A 16,920-nucleotide genomic window follows, 5' to 3' on the forward strand; every position below is an offset into this window, starting at 1 on the left:
CAGGTCTATAGTAAATCATAATGTTTTAATTATCGTAAAGGTTTTCTACAGAGCCTAATTTAGTTATATTTTTACTACTTTTATTTGCAGGATATTTTAGAGATATAAATCTCTAAAATCTATCTAAAACATCAAAGCAGTTATCCTTGGATTATATTAAAAAGAAAAATTCCAAGTTAGCCAAGTGTAGATTTTTTATAAAGTAAAAAAAGAAAGGTAAAGTATTAATTCATTCTGAAGAACCAGACAGTTTCATGATTGCTTCAGCCAAATCTCCTTTTGAATTTTTAAGAGCATCTCTGGCAGCATCTTCAGAGGCACCTGTTTGTTCAGCAACCATTTTTATATCATCATCAGGTATATCTATTTCTCTTTCAACTTCTTCAGGGGTACCCACTATTTGATAGGTATCTACTCCCTGAGCCGTCATTACTGTAACGTTCGCATCGTTGAAAACAATGTCTTTATCTGATTTTCTAATGATGATCTGCTCAACATCATCAAGTTCTTCTGTACTTATGCCCATCTGCTTCATCATCTGTTTCATTTTGGCAGGGTTCATTCCACGACCGCCCATTCCTGGAAACATCTACTTATCACCTGAATCAATACTTGATTGATGTTAGTTTAAATATTTTTACTGGCAGCTGCTGCAGGATCCACATGATGCAGGATTTGGATTGTCAATAACAAATCCCTTACCTTCCTCAGTCTCAACATAATCGATGGTAGCGTCTGCAAGACCCTCTTCGATATCTGAACTCATTACAACTTTTAATCCGTTGCTTTCTTCAGTTACATCTTCTTCTTTTATTTCATTATCAAGAGCAAGCCCGTATTGTATTCCACTGCATCCCATACCTGCAATAAATATTCTGAGTGCGTGGTCTTCTTTTTCTTCAGATTTAAGTAATGATTTTAATTCGGATGCGGCTTCATCAGTTATATTTACCAAGTTATTCACCTTTTTAAGTTAATGTATTATATTGTAGAAAATAGTTATAAAACCTATTGATAAGTATATAGGTTTGTTGGTATAAAAAACCTGCGCAACATGGTAATATAATTGCGCCAGTTCATATAAATTCTACATCGTTACCAGTAGGTTCATTGAATATTTCTGAATTGTACCCATTTATCTCGATAGAATTGCGATTATCCTTCACTTCCCAAACTGGAAGATACACCAGTTCTAAATGGTAATCTATATCTTTAGCCTTGGGTTTGAATTTTTTATGTTCAGATATCATGGCCTCGCCCATAGTTTTATCAAAACGAATATTTCTGGTATTTTTTTCGATGATCATCTTTAATATTTTATTACCAGCTTCTTCCTTTGTTAAACTTTTACTGACTACTATATAGTTGTCATTGGGTTCTTCGATATTTTCAACGATTTTTCCAATCAATAATGGTTCCAAGTTACCATTTAATGCATTCAGGTATCCTGTGTCTTCTCCTGATATATCTATTATTTTTGAGTTGTAACTTTGTTCAGTGCTGATGGAATAGTTGAATTTCCAGTAGGGAACAAATTTGAGTACTGCATTTTGTATTTGACTAAGATGAGGCTTTGCAGCAGAAATCGCATTATCTTTTGAGGTGTTTAGGGGAGCAGTTTTAATGTTCAGACAATTGGATGGCACATTTTCCTGAGCATTATTTTGATCATTAAAATAATTATCAACACCTACATAGGGGTTACTTTGTTCAAATGCAGGTTTATATAGATTCTGTTGATATGTACTTTCTGCCTCATTCCATTGATTTGACATTTGTGGCTGTATTAATTCAAGGTCGCAAGGTTGCTTTTCAATATCAGCAATTACAGCTTTTCCAATTTGAAACGCTAATTCATCACGTCCCCATAAAATAACACCCAATTTTTCAGCATAATGATAAACTCTGTTATCTGGGTTATCTGTAACTACATACACTCCTATGGATTTTTCATTTTGATTGTTTTCATTGAGGTCATTGGAAAAATATCTTATTTTTTGGTATTCAGCCTGGGTTCCGATTTTTATATAGATGGTATAACTATTTTTGCTGGCTATCAGGTCATAATTGTTTGATTCAATAATGCTGTACTGGGATGAAGTGAATATATCGCTGAGTATCTGTTTTAAGTCTTCCTTCATAATCATCACGAATTTATTAATTAGCAAACTAAAATAGGTTTCTATCTGGTTTATTTCTAAAATATATCATTTCAGGGTTTAAAATAATGATAACGGAAAAGTGATATATAAGTACTGTTGATTGGGCCATATATAGTTGCAGGGAATGTAAAAGATAAGATTAAATATAATTTTACTGGGTTTGCTTTAATCTTTGAGTGTAGTTTGGAAATTTTAATTTGTCCACTTTTCTAAATATATTTTTATACTTTAAGTGTAATAACTTAATTTTAGCTAGCATTATGATGACTTAACCATTAATTGATAATATTTGCTAATATATGATAATGGTGTGATAATGTCAAACTTTAGCATACTACTTGTAGAAGATGACCGATTAAACAGGGAACTCATAAATGACCTTTTAAGCCCTTATGGTTACAATATTGTTAATGCAGGAAATGGGTTTGAAGCACTTGATAAAATTCAAAATTATGACTTTGACCTGATACTTCTGGATATTCAGTTACCTCAAATGGATGGATTGGAACTCCTTTCTGAATTGAAGAACAATTTTGTTTCTATAAATATTCCTGTTGTGGCTTTAACTGCTCATGCAATGCTGGGTGATAAAAAGAAATTTATTAATGCCGGTTGCGATGGATATATATCAAAACCAGTGGATGTGGAACTTTTTGGGAACCAGGTGAAAGAGTATTTAACAAATAACAAAACAGTGAATGTATCACAATAAAAGCTTGTTTTCCGGTTCTATACATTATCATACGGTATGTATCATATTATTATGTAATTATTCTCTGCGTTTTGCAGACTTACATTGTTTTCTTAATGTTCGTATCCATGTTTCTGCAATTATTTCTGTTCTAAGGCTGCGTGGGTTTTTGAATCAACTTACTTTGACCTTTATCGAGCATTCGTCCACAATAGGGTCATGGTTTTTTAAGTAGATATAAAATTTAAATTATATCCAAATATATTTCTAACCATATTTCATTATTCAGATATTTCTTTATTGTATAGCAGTAAGTGATTATTATGATAAATCTGGATGATTTAAAGTATGAGCATGGATTGGTAAAGGCAGTAACCCAGGATTACAAAACAAACGAAGTACTGATGTGTGCTTATATGGATAAAACCGCACTTGAAAAGACCTTGGAAACAGGATATGTACATTACTGGAGCCGAAGCCGGAATGAATTATGGAAAAAAGGTGAAAGTTCTGGTCACTTACAACTACTTCATGAAATATTTGTTGACTGTGATCTGGATGCAGTTTTGCTTAAAGTAGAACAGATAGGTGCATCCTGTCATATGGGGTACTATTCCTGTTTCTACCGTACAATTAATGGTGACGTGGTGGGAAAAAAGGTTTTTGAGCCAGAGGATGTATATTAATCGAAAATATTTAAGTTCCAATCAAATTATATAAGTTCATAAACGTTTGGTAAATATGAAGAAAAAAAATGATACCGAATATAGAATAGTTCCTGACACCAGTGTGATTATTGATGGTCGTATATCAGAGAAAGTTAAAAATGGTGAGTATCAGGGAGCAACAATTTTTATACCCGAGGCAGTGGTTTCAGAGCTTGAGGCACAGGCAAACAGGGGTCTTGAGGTCGGTTTTAAAGGTCTTGAGGAATTGCGTGAGTTACGCAGACTTGCTAATAGTGGTGAGATCGACCTTAGATATACAGGGACACGTCCGAGCCTGGACCAGATAAAACTGGTTAAGGGTGGGGAAATTGATGCGTTGATTCGTTCTGTGGCGGATGATGTGGATGCCATGTTTGTAACAGGTGACAAGGTACAGTCTGAAGTTGCAATTGCAAAGGGACTAAAGGTCGAACAGATTTTTCCACAGAGTTTTGAATTTAAACCCCTTTTGATAGAGGATTTTTTTACAGAAGACACGATGTCAGTCCATCTCAAGAACAAAGTCTCTCCAATGGCTAAACGCGGTTCTATAGGAAATGTGAAGTTTGTAAAAATACGTGATGCTCCGTCAACCCATAAAGAACTGAAAACCATCTCAAGGGAACTGGTTGAAAGAGCTCGCTCAGATCCGGATTCATTTACTGAGATGTCAGCCAATGGTGCAATGGTTTTGCAGATTCGCAATATGCGTATTGCAATATCCAACCCACCGTTTTCAGATGATGTTGAAATCACAGCAGTGAGACCGGTTGCTGCAGTAACACTGGATGAATATCGGTTGAGTGAACAGTTGAAACAGCGAATCCTTGACCAGAGAGGTATACTTATAGCAGGTCCGCCAGGTGCAGGAAAATCCACCTTTGCAGCGGGAATTGCTGTGTATTTGAAGGAGAAGGATTTTGTTGTAAAAACCATGGAATCCCCGCGAGACCTTCAGGTACCAAAGGAAATCACCCAGTATTCTCCACTGGATGATGATATGGCGAATACAGCAGATTTGCTCCTTCTGGTTCGCCCGGATTATACAATCTATGATGAAGTGCGTAAAACACGCGATTTCCAGATTTTTGCAGATATGCGATTTGCAGGAGTGGGAATGGTTGGTGTAGTGCACTCCTATCGTGCAGTGGATGCCATCCAGAGACTTATCGGAAGAGTGGAACTCGGGGTGATACCACAGATTGTGGATACTGTAATTTTTATTGATAAAGGTGAGGTGTCCAAAGTACAGGTACTGGAATTTACTGTAAAGGTACCCTATGGTATGACTGAAGCAGACCTTGCAAGACCTGTGATCACAGTTTCGGATTTTGAAACCGGCAGAACCGAATTTGAAATTTATACCTATGGTGAACAGGTGGTAGTCATGCCGGTAGGTACTGAAAACAAAAAACCTGCACTGAAACTGGCAGAAGGCGGAATCCATGATGTCATTGAACAGTATGTGAGCGGTGCTTTTGAAGTGGAAATGGTATCGGATGAAAAAGCCATTGTCCGTGTCATGGAACACGATGTTCCAAGAATTATTGGTAAAAGTGGTTCGATGATAGCTGAAATAGAACGACAGCTTGGAATACACATCGATGTTCAGAAACTGGAAGAAGAAGCACCGAGAAAAAGAGAGCATGCCGGAAAAATTTTCAGACCTACCGTTGAGCGAACCCGAAAACACGTAATCATGACAATCCCCGAACTATCCACTGAAGATGTTGAAGTATATGCAGGAGATACATATCTTTTCACTGCAACTATAGGTCGCAGTGGTGATATCAAAGTTCGAAAGGATTCAACCATTGCAGAAAGTATTATCGATTCAGTGGATGAAGGCGAGGTTATTACTGTCAAGGTAATCTAAAAAATAGAGGGATATTATAGCTTTTTACAGGCTATAATTACCTTTTAAAAGCTAATGTTTAAATATTTATTAAATCACTCCAAAACGTCAATCTAATATACATCCTCCAGGATTTTATTATCAGAGGATAATTATGAAAGTTTCTGTAGTAGGTTCTGGTTATGTGGGTTCTGTAACTGCTGCCTGTCTTGCAGAACTCGGTCATCAGGTAATCTGTATTGATATTGATGAGGAACGGATAAATAAGATAAATTCAGGCAAATCTCCTATATGGGAAAAAGGTCTTGATGAACTTATTCAAAAACATGCAGGTAATAATTTAAAGGCTACTTCTGATTATGAATCTGCTGTTCTGGATTCGGATATTTCGTTTATATGTGTGGGGACACCATCGGATGATTATGGTAATATCAACCTTTCAATCGTTAAGGCTGCAAGTAAAAGTCTCGGACACGCCATAGGGAATAAAGATGGTTATCATGTGGTTGTTGTAAAAAGTACAGTAGTCCCGGAAACCACAGAAAATTTTGTAACTCCTATCCTTGAAGAATCGTCAGGGAAACAGGCAGGAAGAGATTTTGGTGTGTCCATGAACCCTGAATTTCTGCGTGAAGGTAAAGCGGTATACGATTTCATGAATCCTGACAGAATAGTCATAGGGGCACTGGATAAACACTCAGGTGATTTTGTATCACAGCTTTATGACAAAGTTGAGTGTCAAAACGAAATAGTAAGAACCAACTCCAGAACTGCAGAGATGATAAAATATACAAACAACTCATTCCTTGCCACGAAAATCTCTTTTTCCAATGAAATCGGTAATATCTGTAAAAAACTCGGAATCGATACTTATGAAGTCATGAAGGTAGTGGGCATGGATTTTAGAATCTCACCATACTTTTTGAATTCAGGAGCAGGTTTTGGTGGGTCATGTTTCCCGAAGGATGTCAGGGCACTGACCGGCAAATCAAAGCAAATCGGTTATGAACCTATACTGCTTGATGCTGTAATCAGGGTGAACGAAAACCAGCCCCATATAATGGTGAATTTGCTGGAAGAAAAAATCGGTAACCTGGAAAACAAAACAATTGCTGTTCTAGGTCTTGCATTTAAAAACGGGACCGATGATATTCGTGAGTCCCGGTCAATACCAGCGATAGCAGACCTGATTTATAAAGGAGCCGAAATCAAAGCCTATGACCCTCAGGCAAATGGTAATATGAAGAAGATATTTAACAATATTACCTACTGTGACAGAGCAGAAGACGCTCTTCATAATGCTGATGCCTGTCTTGTTATGACAGATTGGGACGAGTTCAAAGAATTGGATTCAGAATTTGGAATGATGAGAAACAAAATTGTAATCGATGGCAGACGTGTTGTACCGGTTCGAAACCTTGAACAGGAAATAGATTATGTAGGTATTTGCTGGTGATTCCAACCGGTCAGGTATTTATGGTTTGGTGGCAGATTGTAAATCGGGGATAACAGATGGATAAATCACCGTCCCGTATTAGCGGTAAAGCAACCAGAAAAAGTATTCTGTGTTATTTGGGTCTGCACAAATGGAAACGTGCAGGTGGAACTACTCACTTCTCATCCAATATCAGAGAGAAAAAATATAGGTGTGAAAGGTGTGGGAGAATAAAAACAGAATATGAACCAAAAGAATAATATCTTTTTTATCGTTAATTTGATGTATAAATCATACTCTTTTTGACCCATGAAAAAAATCACAATCATAGACTACGGACTTGGTAATCTTCGAAGCATCAGGAAAGCTCTTGAAAGGGTAGGTGCAGAACCGGTTATATCAAGTGATCCACCGGATATCCTGGATGCAGACGGTGTGATTTTACCTGGTGTAGGTGCATTTATCGATGCCATGAAAAATCTTCAGCCGCTTACTGATGCTATCTATGAATATGTGGACACCGGAAAACCCCTTCTTGGTATCTGTCTTGGTCAGCAGATACTCATGAGCAAATCCGATGAAGGCGGTCTGACCGATGGAATCAACCTTGTACCGGGTCATGTTAAGCGTTTTCCTTCAAGTGAATTAAAAGTTCCTCATATGGGATGGAATTCCATTACCATCAATAAAAACCATCCTCTTTTTGAAGGAATATCTGACGGAACATATGTGTATTTTGTCCATTCCTATTATGTAGATACAGATGAAACCCACACACTTTCGTACTGTGATTATGGACTTAGTTTTGCGGCAGTAGTTGCAAATGAAAAGGGTAATGTTGTAGGAACCCAGTTCCATCCAGAAAAAAGTGGGAAAACAGGACTTAAAATTGTTGAAAATTTTGTCAATATGTGCTGACCAGTAAATTTAGAGGATAAATATGGATATAGAAGGCTATGCAAAACGGGCATTGTTAAACGGTGTTGAGGAATCGGAACTGGAAGATATATTAACTTCCCGGATTCGTGAGGTAAAAAACACCACTCAAAAACATGCAAGAGAGCTTTCAAAAGCTTCTGTTGTAGAGGCAAAATCCACTCTTCATGTCAGTGGTGATGTACTTACATCAACTGTTTCCGGAATATCCATGGGACAGTTTGGGGTAGGTTCCCGCGGAACCGGTGATTTTTATACTCATGAAAAAATAGCCGAAATCATCGGAAAAACAGGTGCTTTTGTGGATTCATCCCATCTGGATGACTCAGGAGCAGTAATAACAGATGATGGGTTCAAATACATCATTGTAACAGTTGATGGAATGCATTCCCGTCTCAGTGACTTTCCATATCTTGCAGGATTTCATGTAGCCCGTGCAGCTCTCCGGGACATCTATGTCATGGGTGCAAGACCTGTAGCATTGCTTTCTGATATCCATGTGGCAGATGATGGGGATGTGGCAAAGATATTTGACCATATAGCGGGCATAACAACTGTGTCTGAACTTATTGATGTCCCGCTTGTCACAGGCAGTACCCTTCGTGTAGGAGGAGATATGGTCATAGGTGACAGAATGACAGGAGGGGTTGGAGCAGTAGGTGTGGAATCCAATCTAACATCACGCATCCAGGCAAAAGCAGGAGATGTAATACTCATGACAGAAGGGGCAGGCGGAGGCACAGTATCTACTACTGCTCTCTATTATGGAATGCATGGGGTTGTGGATGAAACCATCAATATTAAATTCCTCGATGCGTGTGAAGCCCTTATTGAATCAGGATTAACTTCCAAAATCCATGCCATGACTGATGTAACAAATGGTGGAGTCCGTGGAGATGCAAAAGAAATATCCAGAACAGCGGGTTTAAAACTGGTATTTGAAGAACCACGAATGAGAAAGCTGGTAAATCCTCCAGTACTGAATATGCTTGAATCACTTGAAATAGATTATCTGGGGGTGTCCCTCGACTCGCTTCTTATCATTGCACCGGAAGAATATACTGGAGATATCATCGAGACAGTAAGGAATTCAGGTGTAGATATTGATATTGTCGGAAAAGCGGAAGAAGGTAGCGGAGCCGAGATTATAATTGATGGTAAAAAATGCGATTTCACACCGCGTTTCAGAGAATCCGCATATACACCTATTAAGAAGATGGTAGGCGAAGAGGAACCATTGGATTTTGAAGACATGAAACATGCAATTGATAAGGCTGCCGGTGAATCACTGGATAAAAAGAGAAAGATAATCGATAGAATCAAAAAGGATTAATTACCCTTCTACCCGCTTTACAACCAGTACCGGCCCATCCTTTTCGATAATTTTCACCTTGACATTTTTTTCGATATATTCGTCAGACCTTGCCTTCCAGTATTCCCCTTTATATTTAACATATCCTTCTTTATTGGGTTTTAGCTGATCATTGGTTATTGCTGTACCTCCTATCATTTCACCGATGATAGGTTTCTTGTGTCTTACTTCTATAATTTTGTATACAATAAACAGCATAAATACACCCATAATTATCGAAGGGGTGACAATGGCAATTATCATCTCCTGCTGGATTTCAGCAGGTGTGTAAAAGTCAGGATAATCGGTAGGTATTAGGAATATGCTTCCAGCTATAAGACAAATCAATCCACCTACACCGAATGCACCTATACCAGGGGATTGGATTTCTAGGAAAATCAACCCCATACCTACGATTATGAGGAAAATAGCAGCAATATTAACATCAAATCCTGAACCAATAAGTCCTAATGCTATAGCAATTGTTCCAAAAATTTCTGCACCAAATCCAGGATTGGAAAGGCCGATAACAATTGAATATAATCCAATAATCAGTAGCAGTGATGCAATCAATGGGTCTGAGATTATGCCCATGATGATGATATTTAAAGGTGGATCATAACTGTCGATTTGCGCACCGCTGACATTGAGCTGTTTACCCTTTGCAACATCACCATCGACCTGTCTGAGCAAATCACCAATTGAAGGGGAAACATATTCGATAACATTGTACTCCTGAGCAGTTTCAGCGTTGAGATTCAGGTTCTTTGTAATGAATTCTTCAGCGGCAGTAACATTTCTGTTGTTCTGTCGTGCTTTTTCTCTGGTGTATTCGATAATAGCGTTGATAGTTTTTGTATCATTTATCGGCTGGCTGCCTGTACCTGTTAGTTGAACAGGTTGTGCAGAACCTATTACAGAAAAAGGGGCCATCGCAGCAATATCGGTACTTATCAGTATAATAGTGCCCGCAGACCAGGATTTTGCCCCCTCGGGATACACATAACCAATAACAGGTACATCAGTCCCCTCGATTTGTTCAATTATGTTGAAGGTTTCATCAAGTTTTCCACCAGGGGTATTCAATGTGATAAGCAGAGCATCATAATTTTCCTCCTCTGCGACCGATATGGCATTGGTTACAAGGTCGTCACTTGCAGATGTAATGGAATCAGAAATCTCCACTACAAGTACCTTTTCTTCCTGGGCACTGGCACAGGGTGATGCCACCATCAGAAAAAGGAACAGTGATATAAAAAAAAGGTAAATATAGGGTCTGATATTCATCACACCTGATGTCATTTGATTTTTATACCCTTTTATTTTTGTCGTTTTTTCTCACTCATCTCACCTGATTCTTCTTTTGAAGACTCGATTATTTCATCAATCATGGTTTCTGTGGTTGGCTGAGGCTCTTCTTTTTTTGTAGGGGATGATTGACTACTATGTTGTTTACTTCCCCAATCACCACTATCACCTTTTGTAACCGCCTTTGAAAGTGCAGCAATCTTACCAGTATCAACATCTGTAGTATTGGTCACTATAATCATATTCTTTTCACGTGAGATTTCAGCAAATGTTTGCAGCTCACGTAATTTGAGACCTGCAGGCATTTCCTGATACAATTGACCAGCATCTCTATTCTTTTTAGCGGCTTGAAATTCACCGTCAGCAAGGATTGTACGGGCACGTTTCTCACGTTCTGCTTCTGCCTGTCTTGCAATGGCACGATACATGGACTGAGGTAGTACAACATCTCTTATCGTGACATTTGTAACCTTGATTCCCCATGGGTCTGTTAACGAATCCAGTACATTCTGTATTTTCTGGTTAATGTCCTCTCGTTTTGAAAGTACATCATCGAATTCAACCTGTCCAAGTGTATCTCGCAAGGTAGTTTGGGAAAGCATTGCTGTAGCATATTTATAATCTTCTACAGCAGTTACAGCATAACCTGGTTCTGTAACCCTGTAATATACCACAGCATCCACATCAATAGTGACATTATCTAGAGTGATGACTGCCTGTTTCGGTACATCAATAGTAACCACACGAAGGTCTACTTTAACAACAGTATCAACAATAGGGATTATTATAAACAGCCCTGGCCCCTTTTCACCCAAGAATCTTCCCAATCTGAAAACAACAACACGTTCGTATTCTTTAACAATTTTGATAGCCTGTGATAGTATTATAAGTACTACAATTATTGCAGGGATTAATATAGTATAATCAACCAATTTAACCCACTCTCCTAAAAGTAAATTGAATGTCTGTAGTTAAAAAACTATTGGTTTAAACCAGTGAGACAATTTTAATTTTTGATTTTTGAATCAATACAAATAAATTCTACATAAACAATATTAGTGTTGATAGAATGAGTGAAGAATGCATAGAATGTAAAGGGAAAGGTTACCAAATCCTATCAACAGAGAAATGTCCTGAATGCAAGGGCACCGGAAAAACCAAATCCGTTGACCTCATGAAGTTAAATGAACAAAATGTTAATAATTTCTTATCAGAAGGGTCATATTGTCCCAAATGTGAAGGCAGCGGGCAGATTGAAATAACTCAGAATTGCGAAGCCTGCAATGGACACGGTATTTTTTATAAATGTAGGGTATGTGGTGCATCCATTGATGAACCTTTAAATGAAGAGGAAGTGTGTAAAGTTTGTGCCAAATCACAGGTAGTTTATGCTCTTGACAACTCATGTAATTTGGATGAAGTAGAGGTAGGACAACTCTATCACGGTATTGTTGATGGTATAGCAGCGTTTGGTGTTTTTGTAAACTTAAATGCTCATATCAAAGGTCTGATACATTCAAGGAATCTGAAAATGGAACTTGATATTGGAGATTCTGTGATAGTCTATGTAAAGGAAATAAAATCCAATGGCAATATCGACCTTGTTCCAAAAAACATTAAAGAATACCACACCGTGGAACTTGAAAAAGAACTTCCGATTAAACTATCCTCTGAATTACCAGAACTTATTGGACGGGTTGTAAGAATAGAAGGCGAAGTAATACAGGTAAAACAAACAGCAGGTCCTACGATTTTTACTATATCTGATGAATCAGGATTAATCACAGGTGCTGCCTTTGAAAAGGCAGGTGAACGTGCGTATCCGTATATTGATTCCAACATGGTGGTCACTGCAACTGGAGAAATAACATCCAGAGGTGAAGAAGTTCAACTTGAAATTAAAAGCATGAAAAAGCTCACTGGAGAAAAAGAAACTGCTATCTGGGAGCGTATTGAAAAGGCAATCGATGAAAGAGCTGAACCATATGAATCAGAATTCCTGATTGAAAGTGGAATACTGGACAATTTGAAACCAGTCATGAAAAAGGTTGCAAAGGAAATCAGGAAAGCTGTAATCAAATCAAAACCGATTGTAATCAGACACCATGCTGATGCAGATGGCATGACAGCGGCAGTAGCGCTTGAAAGAGCGGTACTTCCACTAATAAGGGAAGTCAGCGGTTCTGATGCTGAATATTATCTGTACCGGCGTTCACCATCCAAAGCACCATTTTATGAACTTGCGGATGTGACCAAGGATCTATCTTTTGCTCTTGAGGATATGGAGCGTCATGGTCAGAAATTTCCGCTTATACTACTGGTAGATAATGGGTCTACTGATGAAGACATACCTGCCATGAGACAGGCAAGAGTTTATGGAATAGACATGATTGTAGTCGACCATCACAATCCGGATGAAGTGGTTGATCAATATCTTCTGTCTCATATAAACCCCGCTCATGCAGGTGGAGATTTTGGTGTAACCACTGGTATGTTGTGCACGGAAATAGCGAGCATGATAAATCCCGATGTCAAAGATGAAATCTATCATTTACCTGCAATTTCAGCTGTAGGTGACCGTTCAGAAAGAGAAGAAGCTACCAAATACATAGAACTGGTATCAGACAGGTATCCACTTGAACAATTGAAGGATATTGCACTGGCACTTGATTTTGAAGCTTTCTGGTTGAAATTTAATAGTGGTAAAGGTATAGTGGATGATATTCTGAATTTTGGAGACCCAATGGTACATAAAAATCTGGTATCCATACTCTGTGAACAGGCAAATGAACTGATATCATCCCAGTTGGAGACATGTCTTCCACATGTAAAATCCACAAGACTTTCCAATGGTGCAATACTGAATGCACTCGATGTCGAAAATTATGCACATAAATTCAGTTTCCCACCACCTGGTAAAACAGCAGGGGAGGTACATGACAGGATGTGCCAAGAATATGAAAACAAGCCCGTGATAACAATAGGCTACGGTCCGGATTTTACCGTAATCCGTTCCAAAAATGTGAAGATGAATATCCCCCAAATTGTGAGAGAGCTTCGAAATGAAGTTAAAGGTGGAGGTGTTAATGGTGGTGGACACCTGGTTGTTGGTAGTATAAAATTTGTAGAGGGAATGCGTAAAGAAGTTCTTGAAAAACTGGCTGAAAAATTGGGTCAGGCAGAAATAGAGGAAGGTCTGGGTTGAATATCAATCAGACCCTTTAATATTTCTGAATTTAATCTACCCGGACGATACGTACCATTGATTTGACAGGTACATCTGATATTTTATCTGAACCTTTTTTGTCAATGATAACGGTTACAACAACAGGATTTGCACCAAAATCCCGTAGTTGATTTATTACTTCTGTAATTGTAGCGCCGGATGTTATAACATCATCAACAACCACACAGTTTTTTCCGGTAACTTCACCAAAATTCCGGCTGACTGTTCCAGGGACTCTTTTTAATTCATCCTGTTTGGTAGTACCATGGAATATTGCAAGTTCTTTACCCAAATCATCTGCAATAAGGCTTGCAAGGGGCACACCGCTTAAACCTATTCCAACTATGGTATCGATTTCAGACTTGGTTTCACATGCAGACTCCATGGTCATATGGGCCAGTGCACTTGATATGTATCTGAGCCTGCAGGAATTTTTTCCGATTGTACTCCAATCCACAGAAATATCCTTGGGTGCTGGACTTTTGGAACCTTTTTTTGCTCTTGTGAGCAGCCAGGTGACAGTTTCACGTGATACATTCAGTTCATCTGCAATCTGTCCTGTTACAAGTCCCTTTGATTGCAATTCTTCTGCTTTTTTTATCATATCATCTATGTTCTTCATAGTATCCGCGCCTTTATCTATTATTGGTTTATCTATATTGTTATACTTTTCTTTTCCTTTTCTTTTTTAGTGCTGATCCGCAGATAGGACATAAATCCCCTTTACCAAATCTCTTTTTGCATCCGACACATTCCTTTTCCCAGACAAGTCTGTCCTTAATCTTTTTTTGAGCAATCGTCTCCACATTAATTTTTAAAAGTTCTGCAACATTCTGAACTGCATAGTCATCAGTAAGAAGTGTTATATTACCAGACCCACTATTTTTATATTCTAATGCTTTTGCCAGTATATCTATATCAGTGGTGGATAATTCATCCAGGTCCCGGGTGTATCGGGCCATTTCAAGAACTTTATTTCTTGTATCAGAATCAGGAATTTCCACTCTTATACCGTTCTCCCGGGCAAGTTCAAATCTCATGACAGATTCATCACTTTTCAATTCATCTGTAACCGATGGAACAGTGATTAAAGAGGAATAATTGATATTTTTTGTATAACCCATGATGAATACTGCAGAATCTGCGATGTAATATTTCATAATACATTCAATGTTAGTTTTTGTTTATATTATATTCTGTTATGACCAATATTAATAAGTAGATGTTTTAATTAGACCATTATAGATTAAATATGGATGAAAGCGACCCACTGGATAATACATCATTTCCGTCTTTGGATAAGCAGGATCAACCTTCTCCACTGGGACTGGCGACTTCAATTGATGGGGAATATTCCTATGAAGCAGAAGTTGAAGGGACAATTCCCGAAGATCTAGAAGGAACTCTTTATCTTAACGGTCCTGGATTATTTGACCGTGGTAACCTGCGAAAAAGATATATTTTTGATGGAGATGGGATGATACAATCATTCCGTTTTCATAAAGGAGGAGTATATTATCAGAATAGGTTCGTGAGAACTGATAAGTACATCGATGAAGAGGAAGCAGGCAAGTTTTTATATGCTTCATGGACTACACTTGCACCTGGTGGACCTATATTTAATATTTTTGGCAGGAAACTTCGTAGCCAGGCAGGAGTTACAGTTGTTGAGAGGAATGGAAAGCTCTATGCCTTTGATGACGGTCCTCAAATCTATGAACTGAACCCTAAAACACTGGAAACAATTAGAAAAACCAGTTTGGGATTTGCCGATAGTAAACTTCCTGCCAACTTCATGGCTCATTCAAAGATTGATGGCCAGACAGGAGAATGGATTCTTGTAAGTGGAGTTAGAGATAAATTAAGTATTGTTACACTGGATAAAAACGATGACCTGATAAAACATCAAAAGGTAAAAATCCCAAAAAACTCCTATATGCATGATTTTTTTGTTTCTGATAATCATGTTATTTTAAGTTTTCAACCTGCTGAATCTCATGTATTCAAATTCATAACAGGATTATCCAGTTTTTCAGAATCCATTTACTGGAAACCCGAGGAAGGTAATGTTTTACTGGTATTGAACCGTCATGATAAAGGAGAGATAGAACCAGAAGAGTTCCAAGTTGAATCCTCATGGATGTGGCATACGCTGAATGCATATGAAGAGGATAATAAAATTGTAGCTGATTTTGTTGGTTACAGGTATCCTGAACAAATACTTGGAAATGAACCAACCTTTTATGCTATAATGGAAGGAAGGGAGAAGAAAAGTAATTATCCTGGGGAAGTAAGAAGATATATAATAGACCTTGATAAAAGAGCTGTACAACAACAGGTACTGGATGGTGCCAATTATGAATACCCAGTGGTAAATCCCTGTCTTTCATGCCGCAAACATAGATATGGGTATTTTATAAGAGCTCATAAACCAGAGGATGTTTTCTGGTCCGCGGTTGTAAGAATGGATATGGATACTGGTTTATCAGAAGTGTATGATTTCGGGGAAGGATTTTACTGTACAGAACCGGTATTTGTACCAAAACCTGGGTATGATTATTCACCGGGTTCCAGTGATGAACCGGGATGGATATTGACAGAAGTTTATAACAGTTATAACAAAAAGAGTTTTCTGGCAATACTGCAGGCTGATGATTTGAATAATGGACCAGTGGCAAAAATCCATCTCAAACATCATGTGCCACTCAGCTTCCATGGAATCTGGAAACCATCCTTATAAGAGACAATTTTAATATATCTGATAATTAATCTATGATTACTATCAACAATTTAGGATAACATGGATTACTATAGAGCCAGTGATATAATTGTTAATTTCATCCGGTCAAAAATAGAAGAATCGGGTTCAAATGGAGCTGTTGTAGGACTCAGTGGTGGAATTGATTCAGCTGTGACTGCCTATCTGATGGTAGAAGCACTGGGAAGTAATAATGTGCTTGGTATCCATCTGCCTGAGTCATATATAACACCAACACAGGATACGGTTGATTCGGAACTCATCGCAAATGAACTTGGAATTACATATAAAAATATAGAAATATCCAGACTTTTGAACTGTTTCCTATCAGAAATCCCTGACAAAGCTGATGATTATCCATCTGTTGTGGGAAATTTAAAATCGCGAATTAGGATGAGTATTCTATACTATTATGCAAATTTTTTCAACAAATTGGTCATAGGTACGGGTAACAAGAGCGAAATCATGCTTGGTTATTTCACAAAATACGG

The 16,920-nt window shown here is 37.9% G+C and carries 17 protein-coding genes; 10 read left to right on the forward strand and 7 right to left on the reverse strand.

Annotated features, from left to right (window positions below; translation table 11 throughout):
• Positions 1 to 229 precede the first annotated feature (229 nt).
• The 3 genes from ACLFMM_RS05460 to ACLFMM_RS05470 form a co-directional block, all read right to left on the reverse strand.
• Positions 230 to 589, reverse strand: coding sequence for a nascent polypeptide-associated complex protein (locus tag ACLFMM_RS05460; protein ID WP_410807705.1), 360 nt, complete (start codon positions 587 to 589; stop codon positions 230 to 232).
• 48 nt (positions 590 to 637) lie between these two features.
• The gene (locus tag ACLFMM_RS05465; RefSeq protein ID WP_410807706.1) at positions 638 to 955 is read right to left on the reverse strand and encodes a HesB/IscA family protein; all 318 of its coding nucleotides are present in this window, start codon (positions 953 to 955) and stop codon (positions 638 to 640) included.
• 121 nt (positions 956 to 1,076) lie between these two features.
• Entirely contained in the window at positions 1,077 to 2,141 is a 1,065-nt protein-coding gene (locus tag ACLFMM_RS05470) for a hypothetical protein (protein ID WP_410807707.1), read from the reverse strand.
• A gap of 337 nt (positions 2,142 to 2,478) precedes the next feature.
• Between ACLFMM_RS05470 and ACLFMM_RS05475 the strand changes: the two genes are divergently transcribed.
• The 7 genes from ACLFMM_RS05475 (at position 2,479) to ACLFMM_RS05505 (ending at position 9,119) form a co-directional block, all read left to right on the forward strand.
• Entirely contained in the window at positions 2,479 to 2,874 is a 396-nt protein-coding gene (locus ACLFMM_RS05475; RefSeq protein ID WP_410807708.1) for a response regulator, read from the forward strand.
• Between the two features lie 302 nt (positions 2,875 to 3,176).
• Positions 3,177 to 3,539: a phosphoribosyl-AMP cyclohydrolase gene (gene hisI / locus ACLFMM_RS05480; protein WP_410807709.1), complete on the forward strand. Its 363-nt coding sequence runs from the start codon at positions 3,177 to 3,179 to the stop codon at positions 3,537 to 3,539.
• A 55-nt stretch (positions 3,540 to 3,594) separates the two neighbouring features.
• Positions 3,595 to 5,436 carry a PINc/VapC family ATPase gene (locus ACLFMM_RS05485; protein WP_410807710.1) on the forward strand — a complete coding sequence of 614 codons (1,842 nt, stop codon included), beginning with the start codon at positions 3,595 to 3,597 and terminating at the stop codon, positions 5,434 to 5,436.
• Positions 5,437 to 5,569: 133 nt separating this feature from the next.
• Complete coding sequence (locus ACLFMM_RS05490) at positions 5,570 to 6,871, forward strand: UDP-glucose dehydrogenase family protein (protein WP_410807711.1); 1,302 nt, start codon at positions 5,570 to 5,572, stop codon at positions 6,869 to 6,871.
• A gap of 56 nt (positions 6,872 to 6,927) precedes the next feature.
• Positions 6,928 to 7,110 (forward strand): hypothetical protein, encoded by a 183-nt coding sequence (locus ACLFMM_RS05495; protein WP_410807712.1) that lies wholly within the window; start codon positions 6,928 to 6,930, stop codon positions 7,108 to 7,110.
• Between the two features lie 49 nt (positions 7,111 to 7,159).
• On the forward strand, positions 7,160 to 7,768 hold the full coding sequence (gene hisH, locus ACLFMM_RS05500) for an imidazole glycerol phosphate synthase subunit HisH (protein WP_410807713.1): 609 nt from the start codon (positions 7,160 to 7,162) through the stop codon (positions 7,766 to 7,768).
• A 22-nt stretch (positions 7,769 to 7,790) separates the two neighbouring features.
• On the forward strand, positions 7,791 to 9,119 hold the full coding sequence (locus ACLFMM_RS05505; RefSeq protein ID WP_410807714.1) for an AIR synthase-related protein: 1,329 nt from the start codon (positions 7,791 to 7,793) through the stop codon (positions 9,117 to 9,119).
• Here ACLFMM_RS05505 and ACLFMM_RS05510 read toward each other — a convergent pair whose 3' ends face one another.
• Complete coding sequence (locus tag ACLFMM_RS05510; protein WP_410807715.1) at positions 9,120 to 10,439, reverse strand: NfeD family protein; 1,320 nt, start codon at positions 10,437 to 10,439, stop codon at positions 9,120 to 9,122. It lies immediately after the preceding gene.
• 17 nt (positions 10,440 to 10,456) lie between these two features.
• Positions 10,457 to 11,377, reverse strand: coding sequence for a slipin family protein (locus tag ACLFMM_RS05515; protein ID WP_410807716.1), 921 nt, complete (start codon positions 11,375 to 11,377; stop codon positions 10,457 to 10,459).
• A 137-nt stretch (positions 11,378 to 11,514) separates the two neighbouring features.
• Here ACLFMM_RS05515 and ACLFMM_RS05520 point away from each other — a divergent pair, with 137 nt between their 5' ends.
• On the forward strand, positions 11,515 to 13,650 hold the full coding sequence (locus ACLFMM_RS05520; RefSeq protein WP_410807717.1) for a DHH family phosphoesterase: 2,136 nt from the start codon (positions 11,515 to 11,517) through the stop codon (positions 13,648 to 13,650).
• Between the two features lie 31 nt (positions 13,651 to 13,681).
• Here ACLFMM_RS05520 and ACLFMM_RS05525 read toward each other — a convergent pair whose 3' ends face one another.
• Both ACLFMM_RS05525 and ACLFMM_RS05530 read right to left on the reverse strand, forming a co-directional pair.
• Positions 13,682 to 14,293, reverse strand: a complete 612-nt coding sequence (locus ACLFMM_RS05525; protein WP_410807718.1) for an orotate phosphoribosyltransferase-like protein — start codon at positions 14,291 to 14,293, stop codon at positions 13,682 to 13,684.
• A gap of 40 nt (positions 14,294 to 14,333) precedes the next feature.
• Positions 14,334 to 14,831, reverse strand: coding sequence for an NOB1 family endonuclease (locus ACLFMM_RS05530; RefSeq protein WP_410807719.1), 498 nt, complete (start codon positions 14,829 to 14,831; stop codon positions 14,334 to 14,336).
• Between the two features lie 92 nt (positions 14,832 to 14,923).
• On the opposite strand from ACLFMM_RS05530, the gene ACLFMM_RS05535 reads away from it, so the two are divergent.
• Both ACLFMM_RS05535 and nadE read left to right on the forward strand, forming a co-directional pair.
• On the forward strand, positions 14,924 to 16,411 hold the full coding sequence (locus tag ACLFMM_RS05535) for a carotenoid oxygenase family protein (RefSeq protein ID WP_410807720.1): 1,488 nt from the start codon (positions 14,924 to 14,926) through the stop codon (positions 16,409 to 16,411).
• A 60-nt stretch (positions 16,412 to 16,471) separates the two neighbouring features.
• A partial coding sequence (gene nadE, locus ACLFMM_RS05540; RefSeq protein ID WP_410807721.1) for an NAD(+) synthase occupies positions 16,472 to 16,920 on the forward strand: 449 nt, incomplete at its 3' end.

The organism is Methanohalobium sp. (genome assembly GCF_046546175.1).
Classification (GTDB): domain Archaea; phylum Halobacteriota; class Methanosarcinia; order Methanosarcinales; family Methanosarcinaceae; genus Methanohalobium.

Excerpts from the sequence above, each read along its gene's own strand:
- ACLFMM_RS05530 (WP_410807719.1), bottom strand. The coding sequence starts at position 14,831 with ATGAAATATTACATCGCAGATTCTGCAGTATTCATCATGGGTTATACA.
- ACLFMM_RS05510 (WP_410807715.1), bottom strand. The coding sequence starts at position 10,439 with ATGACATCAGGTGTGATGAATATCAGACCCTATATTTACCTTTTTTTT.
- ACLFMM_RS05490 (WP_410807711.1), top strand. The coding sequence starts at position 5,570 with ATGAAAGTTTCTGTAGTAGGTTCTGGTTATGTGGGTTCTGTAACTGCT.
- ACLFMM_RS05535 (WP_410807720.1), top strand. The coding sequence starts at position 14,924 with ATGGATGAAAGCGACCCACTGGATAATACATCATTTCCGTCTTTGGAT.
- hisI (WP_410807709.1), top strand. The coding sequence starts at position 3,177 with ATGATAAATCTGGATGATTTAAAGTATGAGCATGGATTGGTAAAGGCA.
- hisH (WP_410807713.1), top strand. The coding sequence starts at position 7,160 with ATGAAAAAAATCACAATCATAGACTACGGACTTGGTAATCTTCGAAGC.
- ACLFMM_RS05485 (WP_410807710.1), top strand. The coding sequence starts at position 3,595 with ATGAAGAAAAAAAATGATACCGAATATAGAATAGTTCCTGACACCAGT.
- ACLFMM_RS05495 (WP_410807712.1), top strand. The coding sequence starts at position 6,928 with ATGGATAAATCACCGTCCCGTATTAGCGGTAAAGCAACCAGAAAAAGT.
- ACLFMM_RS05520 (WP_410807717.1), top strand. The coding sequence starts at position 11,515 with ATGAGTGAAGAATGCATAGAATGTAAAGGGAAAGGTTACCAAATCCTA.
- ACLFMM_RS05470 (WP_410807707.1), bottom strand. The coding sequence starts at position 2,141 with ATGAAGGAAGACTTAAAACAGATACTCAGCGATATATTCACTTCATCC.
- ACLFMM_RS05475 (WP_410807708.1), top strand. The coding sequence starts at position 2,479 with ATGTCAAACTTTAGCATACTACTTGTAGAAGATGACCGATTAAACAGG.
- ACLFMM_RS05505 (WP_410807714.1), top strand. The coding sequence starts at position 7,791 with ATGGATATAGAAGGCTATGCAAAACGGGCATTGTTAAACGGTGTTGAG.
- ACLFMM_RS05525 (WP_410807718.1), bottom strand. The coding sequence starts at position 14,293 with ATGAAGAACATAGATGATATGATAAAAAAAGCAGAAGAATTGCAATCA.
- ACLFMM_RS05460 (WP_410807705.1), bottom strand. The coding sequence starts at position 589 with ATGTTTCCAGGAATGGGCGGTCGTGGAATGAACCCTGCCAAAATGAAA.